Origin of the sequence: Aquirufa lenticrescens, assembly GCF_019916085.1 — a bacterium.
Lineage (GTDB): Bacteria > Bacteroidota > Bacteroidia > Cytophagales > Spirosomataceae > Aquirufa > Aquirufa lenticrescens.
Genome location: NZ_CP049834.1, coordinates 873,353 through 887,295 on the forward strand (window position 1 = coordinate 873,353; position 13,943 = coordinate 887,295).

Sequence of the window (13,943 nt, forward strand, 5' to 3'; positions counted from 1 at the left end):
ATTAATCGAGCGAATACCCGAATGAACGCAGTTTGTCCGTCTTCGCACGCCAATCAGGCTCCACTTTGACAAACTGCTCTAAAAATACTTTTTTACCAAAAAACTTCTCTAAATCCTCTCTCGCTTGGATACCCACTTTCTTGATATTTTCCCCTTTATGCCCAAGGATAATCGCACGCTGCGATACCCTTTCGACATATATCTCCGTAGCGATACGTAAAATGGTAGGTTCCTCTTTAAAGGAAGTCACCACTACCTCGCACGAATAAGGAATCTCTTTTTTATAATTCAAGAAAATCTTCTCTCTAACAATCTCGGAGGCAAAAAACTTTTCCGGCTTATCTGTCAGTTCCTCCTTATCAAAAAAGGGTGGATGAACTGGCAAATGCTCCATGAGGTGGCTAAAGATTTGGTCCAAATGAACCGATTCTAAAGCCGAAATAGGGATAATCGGCTTGCCAGGAAAAATCCCCTGCCAATACGCGACCTTCTCCTCTAACTTTTCCATGGTCACTAAATCGATCTTGTTTAACAAAACAAGAATAGGCGTCTCTGTGAAATCTTTCCAATTGGTCAAAAAGTCCAAATCTTCAAATTCATCAAACACATCCGTCACATACAACACTACATCCGCATCCTCAAGAGAGCTTTTCACGAACTGCATCATGGATTTATGCAATTCATATTTAGGTAACAGAACCCCAGGTGTATCTGAGTAAACAATCTGGTATTCAGTACCCTTATGCTCTCCATTTAACATCCCCAAAATCCGGTGACGCGTCGTCTGCGCCTTCGAACTCACAATCGAAAGTCGCTCCCCTACCAACGCATTCATCAGCGTACTCTTACCCACATTGGGTTTTCCAATAATGCTGATAAAGCCTGCTTTGTGTTCCGGGGTCATAAAATGTAAGTAAATTCTGCCTCAAAAAGGATAGGCAAGAATAATTTCTACAAAGATACTTGTTTTTTCTGAAAGAAACGTGCATCTTTGCACTCCCAATTATATCGCGGGGTGGAGCAGTTGGTAGCTCGTTGGGCTCATAACCCAAAGGTCGTCAGTTCGAGTCTGGCCCCCGCTACATCGAAAAGAGGTCTTGCAAAAGACCTCTTTTTTTATGCCCTGCACCCAAGTGCTTGATGACCGCTAAATAAATACACTAACCGCTAAATAATTCTTTCTCATAGCTTTAATTCAAATACACTAGGTTTACAGGAAGTAAATACGTGCTAATGAGAAAAACTTTGAAAATTCCCGGAATTGATCAGTGTCCAGTAGATGACATTGTCAGCATTGAAGGCAAGGGAAACTACACAACGATTTTTTTAAAGAACGGCCAAAGTATCTTAATGGCCAAGACACTAAAAAAGTTTGAATCGCAATTGCGCTTAGGCACCTTTCTTCGCATCCACAAGTCGTATCTTGTTAACAAGGTGAATGTAACTGGCCACGATTTACTTGAGACTAAGACGGTCAAAACAATCCTGAACCAATCACTCCCTGTTTCTCGCAGAAAATTAGATTTAGTCAGAGGGCAATTAGCCTAAAGTATCCCATAAAAAAAGGGCCTCGATTTTCATCGAGGCCCTTTTCATTTGTCTTCTACTTTTTTATTTCGCTTGTGGCGCCATTAAGCTAAAGAACTGATCTAATTTAGGCGTTACAATGATCTCCGTACGGCGATTTTGCTTACGTCCCTTAGATGTTTTGTTTGCTGATGCTGGCTCATACTCTCCACGGCCACCGGCTGTTAAGCGCTCTGGATCCACATCAAATTTAGTTTGCAATACACGAACCACAGAAGTAGCACGCTTAGCAGATAAATCCCAGTTATCTTGAATACAATCAGTAGAGATAGGCACAGTATCTGTGTGACCTTCTACTAATACATCAAGTTCTTTGTGATCGTTTAACACTTTCGCAACTTTCGCTAATACAGCTACTGCTTTCGCGTTTACAACTGCACTACCTGAAGCAAACATCAAGTTATCAGAGATCGAGATATAAACAACCCCTTTCTTCACTTCTACCGTTACATCTTCATCATTCACATCTGCTAATGAACGCTTCAAGTTCATTACTAATGATAAATTCATTGAATCCTTACGTTGGATAGATGAATTCAAGTCTTTGATGTATTTTCCTTGTTCGTTCAACGCATCTAATGACTTGCGGATACTTTCCGCACCTGATTTGTTGATTACTGAAAGATCAGATAAACGATCTAATAAGTTTGTATTTGTCTTTTTGAAGTAATCTAATTGCTCTTGTAAAGCTTTCAATTGACCATTCTTTGCTTCTAAATCTGTATCTCTCTTTTTCAATTCACCTTGAAGGCTAGCTGTTAAAGATTGGCAATCTGATAAATCTGCTTTTGATTTAGATAAAGCTGAGCTACTAGATGCTTGTAATTGAGTTAATTGTGATTCCAAATCCGCTAATTTCTTCTTTCCTACACAAGAGGTAAATAAGAAGGGCATCATTGCGAATACCAAGAGTAGTTTTTTCATAACGCAGTTTTTGTTTAATTATCGAGCAAAAATAAGGATCTCCTTTAATAAACGTATCCCGAAATACGTTTTTTTCTAGATTGTTTTTAAAATTTCTCCGGCATCTTCCTCCATCACTTGATTTACGGTGGACATCACCTCAAAAAATACGGCTAATTTTTCAGGCTCTACGCGATCGTAGATTAACTTATTGAAGGCAATTACTCCCTTCCGGGCTTGGTCGCGTTTCTTTTTGCCTATTTCTGTTAAAAAGATTTTCACCACCCGCTTATCTTCATAATTCGCAGAACGCTCAATCCACTTCTTTTCTTCCAAGGTTTTTAACATACGGGTTAACGATCTTGCCTCTAATCCGAGTGCCGGGGCAATCTTCGTGGCAGGGGTTCCATCTTTATCAATATGCAAAAGCACATATCCGATGGCCATCGTCATATCAAACTGAGCAGAATAGGTGTTGTACATTCGGCTGATGGCGTACCAACCGGTCTTTATGTGAAAATCAATCGTTTCTTCTGCTTTCATAGGAATCCCGCATTTGTATACTAATAAGGTATGCTACCCTACCTTTGGACAAAAATGAACTAAAAAAAAATAGGATGCAAGCATCCTATTTTCAAATTCCGATAAAACCAACCGATTATTGAACTCGATTACCCTTCATTCTTTTCGAATTAACCTTTAAGCCATTCAAAGAAGATTTCATAATCATCAAACGAACTCTTGGCGTTTTCGTCACCGACTTCGTCAAACCCTCATACTTTTCATTATAAACTAGGTATTTGCTACCTTCAAAGTTCAAACGAGAGATAGATGAGTTTCCTGTTTCATCAACCAACTGATAGAAATACTCTCCGCGTTCCCCTAAAACAGGCGCAAAGATCAAGCTATTCGACTCTTTCGCTGGATTGTCAAAAGAAACATACAATTTGTCTCCTTCTTCCTTTAATAAAGCACCCGGAGTTTGTTTCTCTAAACTAACACGATTAATTGACTTACCGTTTTTGAAAACCAACGCCCCCGCTTTCACGTTAGCATCCGTCGAACTCATTTCTCTTTCTAAAATCAAGCCATTGTCATTGTAGAACTGAATCTTCTGCAACGGAATATTACTTTCCTTCACGGTTGCTAAAATAGATCCTGTTAAAAAGGCCTTCTCCGAGCAGGAGCTAAATAAGACCGTTGCAAACAATAAAATGGCCAGTTTTTTCATGAGAATGTTAGTTAACGCCTTCGGCTAAAACAAGTACTCGATTATTCAAAACTTCAACAACTCCTCCTTCGATTTGGAAGACCTCTTTATCAGCCGTTAATTCTCCTTTAGCTAAAGTAGAAACGATGGCTGCGTGGTCATTTAAAATTTGGAAGGAACCATTAACGCCAGGCAAAGTCACTACAGATGCTTCTGCAGAGAAAACTTTACTATCCGGTGTAATAATTTCTACAAACATAATTTTCTTTATTTAGCAGCCTCAGCTAATAATTTCTCTCCTTTTACCACTGCATCCTCAATAGTACCTACTAAGTTGAAAGCAGCTTCAGGAAGGTGATCGTATTCTCCATCGATGATCGCGTTAAAACCTTTGATCGTATCGTTGATGTCTACTAGAACGCCTTTTAAGCCTGTAAATTGTTCTGCCACGAAGAAAGGTTGTGACAAGAAACGTTGTACACGGCGAGCGCGAGAAACGACTAATTTATCTTCTTCCGATAATTCATCTAAACCTAAGATCGCGATGATATCTTGTAATTCTTTGTAACGTTGTAAGATTTCCTTCACACGTTGCGCTGTATCGTAGTGAGAATCACCTAATACTTCAGCAGATAAGATACGTGAAGAAGAATCCAATGGATCCACCGCTGGGTAGATACCTAATTCAGCTATCTTACGAGATAATACCGTAGTGGCATCTAAGTGGGCAAACGTTGTTGCCGGAGCTGGATCCGTTAAGTCATCGGCAGGTACGTAAACCGCTTGTACCGATGTAATCGAACCACGCTTCGTAGAAGTAATTCGCTCTTGCATCGCACCCATTTCTGTTGCTAAGGTCGGTTGGTAACCTACCGCAGATGGCATACGACCTAATAGGGCAGATACCTCAGAACCCGCTTGTGTAAAACGGAAGATGTTATCAATAAAGAATAGGATATCACGACCTTGACCTTCGCCATCGCCATCACGGAAGTGTTCCGCAACTGTTAATCCTGATAAAGCTACACGAGCACGGGCTCCAGGAGGCTCGTTCATTTGACCGAACACTAACGTTGCTTGAGATTTCGCTAGTTCTGTGTTATCTACTTTAGATAGATCCCACTCACCTGCTTCCATCGCGTGCTTAAATTCCTCACCATACTTAATAACGCCTGATTCGATCATCTCACGTAATAAGTCGTTACCCTCACGAGTACGCTCACCTACACCTGCGAATACCGAAAGGCCTTCGTATGCTTTGGCAATATTATTAATCAACTCCATGATCAATACGGTTTTACCTACACCGGCACCACCGAATAAACCAATTTTACCACCCTTTACATAAGGGGCTAATAAGTCGATTACTTTAATTCCTGTGAATAAAACCTCAGTTGTTGTCGCTAATTCATCAAATTTAGGCGCAGAACGGTGAATCGGCAATCCTTTGTCAGACTTAGGTTGAGCGATACCATCGATGGCATCCCCTACTACGTTGAACAAACGACCTTTAATTCCCTCACCTGTTGGCATCGTCATAGGCGTACCTTTATCGATTACCTCTTGTCCACGTTGAAGACCTTCCGTTCCTTCCATCGCAATCGTTCTTACGCGATCTTCTCCTAAGTGCTGCTGCACCTCAAGAACAAGCGTTTGACCATTTGATTTCGTTACTGAAAGAGCATTCAAGATCGCTGGTAAATGTGATCCTTCTCCTTCGAAGCTCACATCGACAACGGGTCCAATTACTTGCGCAACTTTTCCTTTGTTAACTGCGTTTGCCATTTGAATTTTAATTTGTTAGCTAAAAAACTACGATTTTGTATTAGTTCACGAATGCTAATACATTCGGACTGCAAAATTAGCCTCTTAATTCGAATTTACCAAAACAGAAATTAGTATTTTTCAACTATTTTTTGCCAAAATCAGGCAATTTCTTTGAATGAATCGTAGTTTGTGTGAAATTTAGGAATTCATTTTTGAACCAAAATATGCGCTTGTCTATCCCCGCGTTTTCGAAAGGCCTTTTTTACATGACTGCTGTGGTGCTCGTGGTTATTTGCGGGCTGTGGACATCAGGGGGTATGGCGGCTTTCACGTGGGTCGAAGTTTCGGAAATGATCCCCTATAACAAGGTGGTCGACACACAAGCCGGCCAGGATTTACACACGAACGTCTATTTCATTCGTCAAAACTTTCAAATTCAAGCGGCAGCTCTCAGCGCAACTCCCGAAATTATTGGATTCGTCCTGGCTTTGCTTGGTTTAGGGGTGGCACTGTTTTCATTTTTACCGGTTTGGCAGGCCGTATTGGGTGCCACGCTGTGGCTTGGAATCGTCGCTTTCACTTTGACTGACCCTTCTTTTTCTGCGTTATCGCAGATCATCAGTGGACAGATTTTCAGCTTGAGCCTTTTAGCTCTTGCAGGCCTATCCGTTTTGAGCGCAGCATCGATTCCTTCCTTTCTATTAGGTTTGTCGCATAGTTCTACTACTGCCAGCTCGAAAAAGAATCGCACTATTTTAGGTTTAGTTTGGGGGATCAATTTGCTGTTGACGTTCAGCAATCAGCGCTTTGACGTGGGCTTTCGCACGGCGATTCCGGCTTTTATCTGGGTGATTTTAGCTTTGGGTTTATATGTATACCAAAACAAAGACAACAAACCCCTGCTTGGGATTAGCCTATTAGGCTTTTCATCCCTGATTCCACTCTTGTGGCACGCAAACACGCCGGGAATTCAGGCGATTGAAAGCTGGAATTTGATTAACCAGGTACTGATGGGACTGCTTTTTCCGCTATTTATTTACCGGAATTTTGGCCCTCTTCTAGTACAAAATCTTCCCATACATAAAGTCATACACAAGGCCGTAACGCTTCCGCTACACTTAATTCAGATCGGAGTACTCCTTTTGAGTGTGGGCACCGTCTTTGCATTTAATGCTGGCGCCTATCATCTAGGAATGGCGGCGAAAGAGAATTATGCGGGTGATGTATCTTCTTTAGTGGGGGACAAACAGATGGCAGAAATCCATTACAAGAACGCCACGTTGCACAGTCGCTTAAATACTAAAAGCAACTTGAGTCTTGCTGCCCTCGCGCAGCAAGCGGGAGACACGGAAACCTTTGCTTATTACGTGGCTGCGAGCCAAAGTGTCCATCGTGATCCCGCTCTTTCCGTAGCGCTTGCGAATGTATTCGCCACTGAAAACCGTCCTTTTGATGCGTTATTCACCTTACAAAAAAGTGATCTAACAGATCCACGCATCGCTACACAACTGGCTTTGCAATACGAAAGACTGGCTGTTCCTGATTCAGCGGTGTATTTTTACGATCGCGCTCTTTCTTTAGATTCAGAAAATCCAATTTACATCGCCAATAAGTTATACGCAGAATCCACCTATTTAAAACGAAAACCTGAATTCAACCCGTCAGAAGATTTAGCCATCCAAGCGAATTTAGTAGCTGCAGGAATTCCTACGGCACCGATGAATCCTGCTTTTGTTCCGAGTGCGGATTTGCGCGATTTGGTATACCTATATAATGGGTTGCTGTTTTGGAAAGGGAAAGCACCCCTGTATGACCTGACTGGCTGGCAAAAATCTCTAGGTGAAATGTTCCCTGAATTAGAACTTTTGAAGTCTTGGCAGTCCTTTTATCACGCCAAACCTTTAGTCGCTTTAAACCAATTGAATGTAGCCATCGCGGCGGATACAACGCAGAGATCGGGAATGACAGGGATTTTAGCTTTTTGGAAATATGGGACGGCTTTCCCGGTCAAAACACCTCCAGTTTCACGAGCGAATGCGCTGGGGATGTTAGAAAAATATCCTTTTCAAATTCCGGTTTTGCAACAGGCCCTTCCGCTCGTACCCGCGAAAAAGGGATACGAGGCCGCGCTGGCCGCATTGCAGTGGAACGAACAAAATCCAGCCTACTACCCAATTTATGCTTTGCAAGCACTCAAAATGGGTGAAATAAACTATGCGGATGAGGCGATGGAAAAATTAAGAACACTGAATTCTGCCCTTTACCAAGCTTCGCATGCGAGCTATTTAGCTGAAAAACAACGCGCTCTACAAAAAACTAAATTTTAGGGCTTGTATAATTAAGTGACATTCTGTACTTTTGCAGTCCTAATTAATTTAAGTAGCGGAGTAAATGGTTCTTTCGCTGCTTAATCATTTAAAGAACCATCTTATATGAATCAAAAAATTCGCATTAAGCTGAAGTCATTTGACCACTCATTGGTAGACAAATCAGCAGAGAAAATCGTTAAAGCGGTAAAAGCTACAGGAGCAGTTGTTTCTGGCCCTATCCCTCTTCCAACAAAAATTGAGAAATTCACTGTTTTACGTTCACCACACGTAAACAAGAAAGCACGTGAGCAATTCCAATTATGTACTTACAAGCGCCTAATCGACATCTTCTCTTCTTCTGCTAAAACAGTAGATGCTTTGATGAAATTAGAATTGCCTTCAGGAGTAGACGTAGAAATCAAGGTTTAAGGACCTGTCAGGTGAAGGCCTAAAAGCTGAATCCTTGATGAATAAATATTTTGTTTTACCTTTGCAAGTCCTAATCGATATGATGGGCTGCTTTAACAAATAAAGAAATGAAAAGAACTTTTCAACCCTCTGTACGTAAGAGAAAAAACAAACACGGATTCCGTGAGCGTATGTCTACGGCAAACGGTCGTCGCGTATTGACAAACCGTCGTGCTAAAGGACGTCATAAGTTGACTGTTTCAGACGAAAAAAGAGGCAAATAAGCCATAGATCTTAGAAAAGAAGATTTCTGGTTTGCTATTGTTGTACACTTAGTATTCCTGCTTTGAAATTTACATTTTCTAAATCGGAGCGTCTAACGCACATAAAGATTATTGATTCCTTATTCGAGAAGGATAGCCGAGTCGTTGAAGAACGATTTGTCTATCCTTTTCGTGTTTTATACATCCGCCAGAATCCCTATGAAGCGGATCAGGCGAATCCACAGATTTTAATTTCGGTGCCAAAGCGCAAATTTTCAAAAGCCGTGGACCGAAATACCCTCAAGCGTCGCATCCGCGAGGCCTACCGCCTGAACAAACCTCATTTTCAAGTAGAAGGAAAAGCAAAACTTCCAGATGTATTGGCTTTTGTCTATATTGGTTCTACGATTGAACCCTCAGATAAAATCCATAAGAAAATGGCTGCCATTTTAGACAAATTCACCCAAGCGAATGAAGAAGCTAATTAAAATAAGCCTTTTCGTGTTTTTGGGTATGGGCTTATGGGCTTTTAGTCGAGCGGACCAATTATTTGACCTTGCTAAAAACCTGGATATTTACGCCAGCGTCATCAAAGAACTCAATCAATTCTACGTGGATCCGATCGACCCCAACAAGGTCGTTCAAAACTCCATCGACGGAATGCTGGATCAATTAGACCCTTACACGGTGTATTATCCGGAAGAAGATTTGGACGAATTCACCACCCTCACCACCGGAAAATACGAAGGAATCGGCATTCGAGCCTCTTGGGTGGACAAAGGCTATTACATTACGTATGTAGACGAATCGAGTCTTGCCTTGCAAGCTGGATTGCAAATAGGCGACCAACTGCTTTCCATCAACGGAAATAAGATTACAGAAGATTCAGACCCGGGTTTATTAATCAAAGGACCTAAAGACAGTAAATTAGTCGCTGAAATTAAACGTGGGGATTCGCAGCTGACATTGAGTGTCAACCGGTCCACCGTTCAAATCAAGAATGTAGGCTATGCGGGCATCATCCGTCCGGGCATCGGCTACATCGAATTAGAAGAATTCAATCAATCGGCTACCAAAGAAATGAAGGCGGCCCTCGTTCAATTGAAGAAAGAGGGGATGAAGAAATTGATTTTGGATTTACGCAATAACCCAGGGGGCTTACTTACGCAGGCGGTAGATATTTGCAATCTATTTTTAAATAAAGAAACGCCCATCGTGAGTACGAAAGGCAAATTACAAGAGTGGAACGCGACCTATAAGGCCTTGAATCCGAGCTGGGATACGTCGATGCCTATCATTGTTTTGATCAATCAAAACTCCGCTTCCGCAGCCGAAATTGTGGCGGGAGTTTTACAAGATTATGATCGGGCGACGATTGTGGGGCAACGGAGTTTTGGGAAAGGTCTCGTTCAGGTGACACGTGATTTACCTTACCGCGCGAAAATCAAGATTACCACGGCGAAATATTATATCCCAAGTGGTCGATGCATTCAAGCCATCGAATATTCTGGAAACAAAGACACCACCAAACAGGAATTTAAAACACGCAACGGCAGAAAAGTCAATGCGGGGGGAGGAATTGAACCGGATGTGTTAGTGGGACGTCCACAGGCGAACAGTTTGACGCAGCAATTATTGAAAGAGAAAATCTTCTTCCAATATGCACGCCTATTTAAATTAAAGCACGCTTCGATCGCGACAGCAGCTAACTTCCATTTAACGGAAGCTGAATTCGAGGAATTCGTGCAATGGGTAAAAGCGAGCAAATTCAAATACGAGAGTCCGTTAGAGAAACAGATGCGCGATGTATTAAAGGAAACGCAAAAAGATCCTTTGTATGCGAACTTGACGGCGACGTTGGAGAAGATCAAGCCGGAATGGGATTCTTCGGTCGCGAAGGAAATAACAGCGAACAAAAAAGTGATTTCGGCGTTATTAGAACAAGAAATAGTACACCATTATTACCTGAAAAAAGGGATTAATGAATGGTCTTTTGAACACGATCCTAGCCTTTTGAAAGGTGTGGAATTAATTACCAATTTGAAATGAGTCTGATCCTAAGTCTAGATACTTCGACCCAAAACTGTTCCGTTGCCCTCCACGAAAATGGCCAATTGGTTACGCAGGAATTAGTGGATGAGGAGGGTTCTCATTCCAAATCGCTGACCCTTTTGATTGAAAAAGTACTGAAGACGGCTGGTCGCGCGTTAGCTGAATTATCCGCCGTGGCTGTTTCAAACGGACCCGGATCTTATACTGGCTTACGTATCGGTTTAGCGACGGCGAAAGGAATTTGCTTCGCTTTGGACAAGCCATTGATCTGTTTACCGACCTTGCAGGTGTTAGCCTCCGCAGTCGACGCACCTGAGGGATCGTTGCTTTTACCCATGTTAGACGCGCGTAGAATGGAAGTTTATGCGGCCGTTTTCACATCATCACTTCAGGAAGTGTCTCCACAAGAGGCACACATTCTAAACCAGGAGTCATTTCAAAGTTTTACTCCTGTAGTGGCCTTTGGGAATGGATCTGCGAAATGGCAAGAAAGCTGCACGCATCCATCTATCACATTCCTCGATGGGCCTTTATTACCTGAGGCTCAATTTATGGGGAAATTAGCCCACGAGGCATTTTTGAAACAAACATTCGAGAACCTCGTTACCAAAGAGCCCGACTATTTAAAGGAATATATGGGCACCAAACCGAAACTTAAATCCTTGTAAGATGGCAGAGGAAATCATCAACCGTGTAAACCAAAGTGGACTGACGCAAATCGATTTAGAAGATTTACGCGTTCCGGGTGAGCGTGTTTTCATCGATATCAAAGATCAATTATTCCAAAGCATCGCCTTGCGTGAGAAGGATTTCAGAGAATTTATCGGTGGCCACGATTGGTCGAGCTATGCAGGAAAACACGTGGCGGTGGGTTGTAGTGAGGATGCGATTATTCCTACCTGGGCTTATATGTTATTGGGCGTACAGTTGACTCCATATGCGAAAACACTCGTATTTGGGAATCTAGCAGATCTAGAGAAGACTTTGTTTGAACAGGCTTTAACGAAAATAAAGCCGGAAGATTTTCAGGATGCCAAAATCGTTATCAAAGGTTGCTCGAAAGAATCCGTTCCTACGGAGGCCTATTTGAAAATCACGCAATTATTGCAACCGGTGGCGAAGAGCCTATTTTTTGGAGAACCTTGCAGTACGGTTCCGCTTTTTAAAAGAAAATAAGGTAATTTTGTCCTATGTCCACGGAAACGCAAGCACAATACCAGTTTATTGATAAAATTATCCAGCATCATTTAGGGGAGAACACCGAGGTGAAGGACCTAGAATTTTTCTACGGGGGAAATTTTAACTTGGCAGTGCGTGTGCAATTGAAAAATGCGGACGAATACTTCATCAAATGGAACCAAGGAGATCACCAAGGCCTGTTTGACGCTGAAGCAAAAAACTTAGATTTAATCGGAAATACCTCCTCTATTTCGGTGCCTCGCGTCATCGGCACGGGAACGATGGAAGAGAAAGAATACTTGATGATGGAATGTATTCCATCGGGAGAAAAAGCAGCAAATTACTGGGTGGATTTTGGGGAGAAGCTGGCTCGATTGCACAAAAATACGTCGGATAAGGGTCACGGACTCGATTATACGAATTACATTGGAGCTGCTCCGCAAATCAATACTTGGAATCAAAATGGCATCGCCTTTTTCATCGAACATCGCTTGCGCAACCAATTAGCCAGAGCGATCTATGATCGTAAAATCGATGCTGACTTAGAGGCCAAATTTGAAAACTTGTTTGAAAAATTACCCTCTCTCCTACCGAATGAAAAATCGGCTTTAATCCACGGGGATCTATGGTCTGGAAATGCCATGACGAATCCGCAAGGTTTGATTACGCTAGTGGACCCGGCTTGTTATTTTGGATTCAGAGAGGCAGAACTTGCCTTTACGACGATGTTTGGTGGATTTGATGAGGCCTTTTACGAAGCTTATCATGCTAATTTCCCCATTGAAAAAGGATTCCATGAACGCATTCCTTTGTACAATCTGTATCCACTCTTAGTGCACGTGAATTTATTCGGTGAGGGTTACTTGCCTGCCGTTAAGAAGATTGTAGATTCGTATTAACCACTTCCTCCACGTCTTTCGCTCCCGGGAAAAAGGAAACTAGCTTGCGCAAGATTTCTTCCATCACCGCGTCTGGGCAAGAAGCTCCGCAGGTTAACAAAACCCGAACCTTTTCTTTTGTGGGGATAAACGCCTGTTTAAGCTTTTCTTCTTTGGCCACGTTATCAAAATGCAAGACCTGATCTTCCGAAATTAGCTTTTCAGCATTCTTAATGAAATAAGTCGGCAATTTCTCGACACATAAATCCACTAAGTGGGCTGTATTAGAGGAATTATAACCTCCAGCAACGATGGCGAAATCGGCCTCCTCGGCTAATAAACCATAGGTAGCGCTTTGGTTATCATTCGTGGCGTAACACAGCGTATCGCGCGTATCTGCGAAATAATCTTTGATATTTTCAGGGGATAATTGGAAGTGCAGGCGAATGATTTGACGTAAATAATCCACAATTTCTTGAGTATCCGTCGCTAACATCGTTGTCTGATTGACAACACCAATGCGTTTTAAATCTTTCGCCGGATTAAATCCAGCTGAATATTGTCCTTCAAATTCTACAAAGAATTCTTCCGGTGTTTTTTCTTCTTTAATATAAGCCGCTAAAGCAATCGCTTGCTTGATATCTTTGATAATCAACGTGGGTGTCACGGATTGAGAATGCGAAAACGTCGCTTTCGTCTCCTCATGACTTGGTTTCCCGTGCACAATCACGGTATAATCTTTTTTACCAATGGCGTCTGCACGATTCCACACCTTTTCCACAAAAGGACAGGTCGTATCGTACGCGTAGGGATCAATTCCGCGCGATTGCAAGATGGCCTGCGTCTCTAAAGTCGTCCCAAAAGCTGGCACTATCACCACATCATTCGAGCTCAACTCCGACCAGTCCACTATTTGATTTCCGTGCGTATCTTGAATAAAACGCACCCCACGATCTAATAAATCCGCATTAACCGCTGGATTATGAATCATTTCAGATAACAAGAAAATGCGTTTATCTGGATTTTCATCGATAATCTGATAGGCTGTTTCTACGGCATTTTCAACTCCATAGCAGAATCCAAAATGACGGGACAGCAACACCTCCACTGGGCCAAAATCCAGGTGTGTAGGCGTGAAATCTTTCTTTAATTTATCTTGAACTCGACGAGCCTCTTTAATCCGACCGATCAAATTACTCTTAAATAAAGAGGGGATGGAAAAGGATTTCATTTTTTTAAAGGTTCGTTTAAGGGGAGGTTGAGTAATGAATGTACGCTTATGTACAATTGAATGCATTTTATAAACTAATTTTTTGGTTATTGGTTTTCAAAATTACGACATCTACGGCAATTAATCATTTTTTGTGGCTAATTTGCATCTCATTAA

16 protein-coding genes and 1 tRNA gene are annotated in these 13,943 nt (G+C 42.0%); 10 read left to right on the forward strand and 7 right to left on the reverse strand.

Annotated features, from left to right (window positions below; genetic code table 11):
* Window position 1 precedes the first annotated feature (1 nt).
* Entirely contained in the window at window positions 2–904 is a 903-nt protein-coding gene (era, locus tag G9X62_RS04030; protein WP_223131512.1) for a GTPase Era, read from the reverse strand.
* Window positions 905–1,009: 105 nt separating this feature from the next.
* On the opposite strand from era, the gene G9X62_RS04035 reads away from it, so the two are divergent.
* Together G9X62_RS04035 and G9X62_RS04040 are read left to right on the forward strand one after the other, a co-directional pair.
* Window positions 1,010–1,082: transfer RNA gene (locus G9X62_RS04035), tRNA-Met, on the forward strand.
* 151 nt (window positions 1,083–1,233) lie between these two features.
* The gene (locus G9X62_RS04040; RefSeq protein ID WP_223131513.1) at window positions 1,234–1,548 is read left to right on the forward strand and encodes a LytR/AlgR family response regulator transcription factor; all 315 of its coding nucleotides are present in this window, start codon (window positions 1,234–1,236) and stop codon (window positions 1,546–1,548) included.
* Window positions 1,549–1,611: 63 nt separating this feature from the next.
* Here the strand turns inward: G9X62_RS04040 and G9X62_RS04045 are convergent, their stop codons facing one another.
* From G9X62_RS04045 to atpD, 5 genes are all read right to left on the reverse strand, one after another.
* Window positions 1,612–2,511 (reverse strand): OmpA family protein, encoded by a 900-nt coding sequence (locus tag G9X62_RS04045; protein WP_223131514.1) that lies wholly within the window; start codon window positions 2,509–2,511, stop codon window positions 1,612–1,614.
* A gap of 75 nt (window positions 2,512–2,586) precedes the next feature.
* Window positions 2,587–3,033, reverse strand: a complete 447-nt coding sequence (locus G9X62_RS04050) for a MarR family winged helix-turn-helix transcriptional regulator (RefSeq protein ID WP_223131515.1) — start codon at window positions 3,031–3,033, stop codon at window positions 2,587–2,589.
* Between the two features lie 115 nt (window positions 3,034–3,148).
* Complete coding sequence (locus G9X62_RS04055) at window positions 3,149–3,721, reverse strand: hypothetical protein (protein ID WP_223131516.1); 573 nt, start codon at window positions 3,719–3,721, stop codon at window positions 3,149–3,151.
* A gap of 7 nt (window positions 3,722–3,728) precedes the next feature.
* Entirely contained in the window at window positions 3,729–3,959 is a 231-nt protein-coding gene (locus tag G9X62_RS04060) for a F0F1 ATP synthase subunit epsilon (RefSeq protein WP_223131517.1), read from the reverse strand.
* A gap of 8 nt (window positions 3,960–3,967) precedes the next feature.
* Complete coding sequence (gene atpD, locus G9X62_RS04065) at window positions 3,968–5,485, reverse strand: F0F1 ATP synthase subunit beta (protein ID WP_223131518.1); 1,518 nt, start codon at window positions 5,483–5,485, stop codon at window positions 3,968–3,970.
* Window positions 5,486–5,691: 206 nt separating this feature from the next.
* On the opposite strand from atpD, the gene G9X62_RS04070 reads away from it, so the two are divergent.
* The 8 genes from G9X62_RS04070 (at window position 5,692) to G9X62_RS04105 (ending at window position 12,577) form a co-directional block, all read left to right on the forward strand.
* A complete protein-coding gene (locus G9X62_RS04070) occupies window positions 5,692–7,794 on the forward strand; it encodes a tetratricopeptide repeat protein (protein ID WP_223131519.1) in 2,103 nt (700 codons plus the stop codon).
* A gap of 105 nt (window positions 7,795–7,899) precedes the next feature.
* A complete protein-coding gene (gene rpsJ, locus G9X62_RS04075) occupies window positions 7,900–8,205 on the forward strand; it encodes a 30S ribosomal protein S10 (protein WP_130895342.1) in 306 nt (101 codons plus the stop codon).
* Between the two features lie 107 nt (window positions 8,206–8,312).
* On the forward strand, window positions 8,313–8,468 hold the full coding sequence (gene rpmH / locus G9X62_RS04080) for a 50S ribosomal protein L34 (RefSeq protein ID WP_130895343.1): 156 nt from the start codon (window positions 8,313–8,315) through the stop codon (window positions 8,466–8,468).
* Between the two features lie 62 nt (window positions 8,469–8,530).
* On the forward strand, window positions 8,531–8,935 hold the full coding sequence (locus tag G9X62_RS04085) for a ribonuclease P protein component (RefSeq protein WP_223131520.1): 405 nt from the start codon (window positions 8,531–8,533) through the stop codon (window positions 8,933–8,935).
* Window positions 8,919–10,496 (forward strand): S41 family peptidase, encoded by a 1,578-nt coding sequence (locus G9X62_RS04090; protein ID WP_223131521.1) that lies wholly within the window; start codon window positions 8,919–8,921, stop codon window positions 10,494–10,496. Before G9X62_RS04085 ends, G9X62_RS04090 begins: the two co-directional genes overlap by 17 nt.
* Complete coding sequence (gene tsaB, locus G9X62_RS04095; protein ID WP_223131522.1) at window positions 10,493–11,167, forward strand: tRNA (adenosine(37)-N6)-threonylcarbamoyltransferase complex dimerization subunit type 1 TsaB; 675 nt, start codon at window positions 10,493–10,495, stop codon at window positions 11,165–11,167. Before G9X62_RS04090 ends, tsaB begins: the two co-directional genes overlap by 4 nt.
* A gap of 1 nt (window position 11,168) precedes the next feature.
* Window positions 11,169–11,675 (forward strand): DUF2480 family protein, encoded by a 507-nt coding sequence (locus G9X62_RS04100; protein ID WP_223131523.1) that lies wholly within the window; start codon window positions 11,169–11,171, stop codon window positions 11,673–11,675.
* Between the two features lie 14 nt (window positions 11,676–11,689).
* The gene (locus tag G9X62_RS04105) at window positions 11,690–12,577 is read left to right on the forward strand and encodes a fructosamine kinase family protein (protein ID WP_223131524.1); all 888 of its coding nucleotides are present in this window, start codon (window positions 11,690–11,692) and stop codon (window positions 12,575–12,577) included.
* On the opposite strand, the gene G9X62_RS04110 is transcribed toward G9X62_RS04105, so the two are convergent.
* Window positions 12,552–13,853: a 4-hydroxy-3-methylbut-2-enyl diphosphate reductase gene (locus G9X62_RS04110; protein WP_261345548.1), complete on the reverse strand. Its 1,302-nt coding sequence runs from the start codon at window positions 13,851–13,853 to the stop codon at window positions 12,552–12,554. The two genes, G9X62_RS04105 and G9X62_RS04110, sit on opposite strands and share 26 nt — an antisense overlap.
* Window positions 13,854–13,943 lie beyond the last annotated feature (90 nt).

Coding starts and splice junctions, on each gene's coding strand:
- era (WP_223131512.1), bottom strand. CDS start 904: ATGACCCCGGAACACAAAGCAGGCTTTATCAGCATTATTGGAAAACCC.
- G9X62_RS04040 (WP_223131513.1), top strand. CDS start 1,234: ATGAGAAAAACTTTGAAAATTCCCGGAATTGATCAGTGTCCAGTAGAT.
- G9X62_RS04045 (WP_223131514.1), bottom strand. CDS start 2,511: ATGAAAAAACTACTCTTGGTATTCGCAATGATGCCCTTCTTATTTACC.
- G9X62_RS04050 (WP_223131515.1), bottom strand. CDS start 3,033: ATGAAAGCAGAAGAAACGATTGATTTTCACATAAAGACCGGTTGGTAC.
- G9X62_RS04055 (WP_223131516.1), bottom strand. CDS start 3,721: ATGAAAAAACTGGCCATTTTATTGTTTGCAACGGTCTTATTTAGCTCC.
- G9X62_RS04060 (WP_223131517.1), bottom strand. CDS start 3,959: ATGTTTGTAGAAATTATTACACCGGATAGTAAAGTTTTCTCTGCAGAA.
- atpD (WP_223131518.1), bottom strand. CDS start 5,485: ATGGCAAACGCAGTTAACAAAGGAAAAGTTGCGCAAGTAATTGGACCC.
- G9X62_RS04070 (WP_223131519.1), top strand. CDS start 5,692: ATGCGCTTGTCTATCCCCGCGTTTTCGAAAGGCCTTTTTTACATGACT.
- rpsJ (WP_130895342.1), top strand. CDS start 7,900: ATGAATCAAAAAATTCGCATTAAGCTGAAGTCATTTGACCACTCATTG.
- rpmH (WP_130895343.1), top strand. CDS start 8,313: ATGAAAAGAACTTTTCAACCCTCTGTACGTAAGAGAAAAAACAAACAC.
- G9X62_RS04090 (WP_223131521.1), top strand. CDS start 8,919: ATGAAGAAGCTAATTAAAATAAGCCTTTTCGTGTTTTTGGGTATGGGC.
- tsaB (WP_223131522.1), top strand. CDS start 10,493: ATGAGTCTGATCCTAAGTCTAGATACTTCGACCCAAAACTGTTCCGTT.
- G9X62_RS04100 (WP_223131523.1), top strand. CDS start 11,169: ATGGCAGAGGAAATCATCAACCGTGTAAACCAAAGTGGACTGACGCAA.
- G9X62_RS04105 (WP_223131524.1), top strand. CDS start 11,690: ATGTCCACGGAAACGCAAGCACAATACCAGTTTATTGATAAAATTATC.
- G9X62_RS04110 (WP_261345548.1), bottom strand. CDS start 13,853: ATGCATTCAATTGTACATAAGCGTACATTCATTACTCAACCTCCCCTT.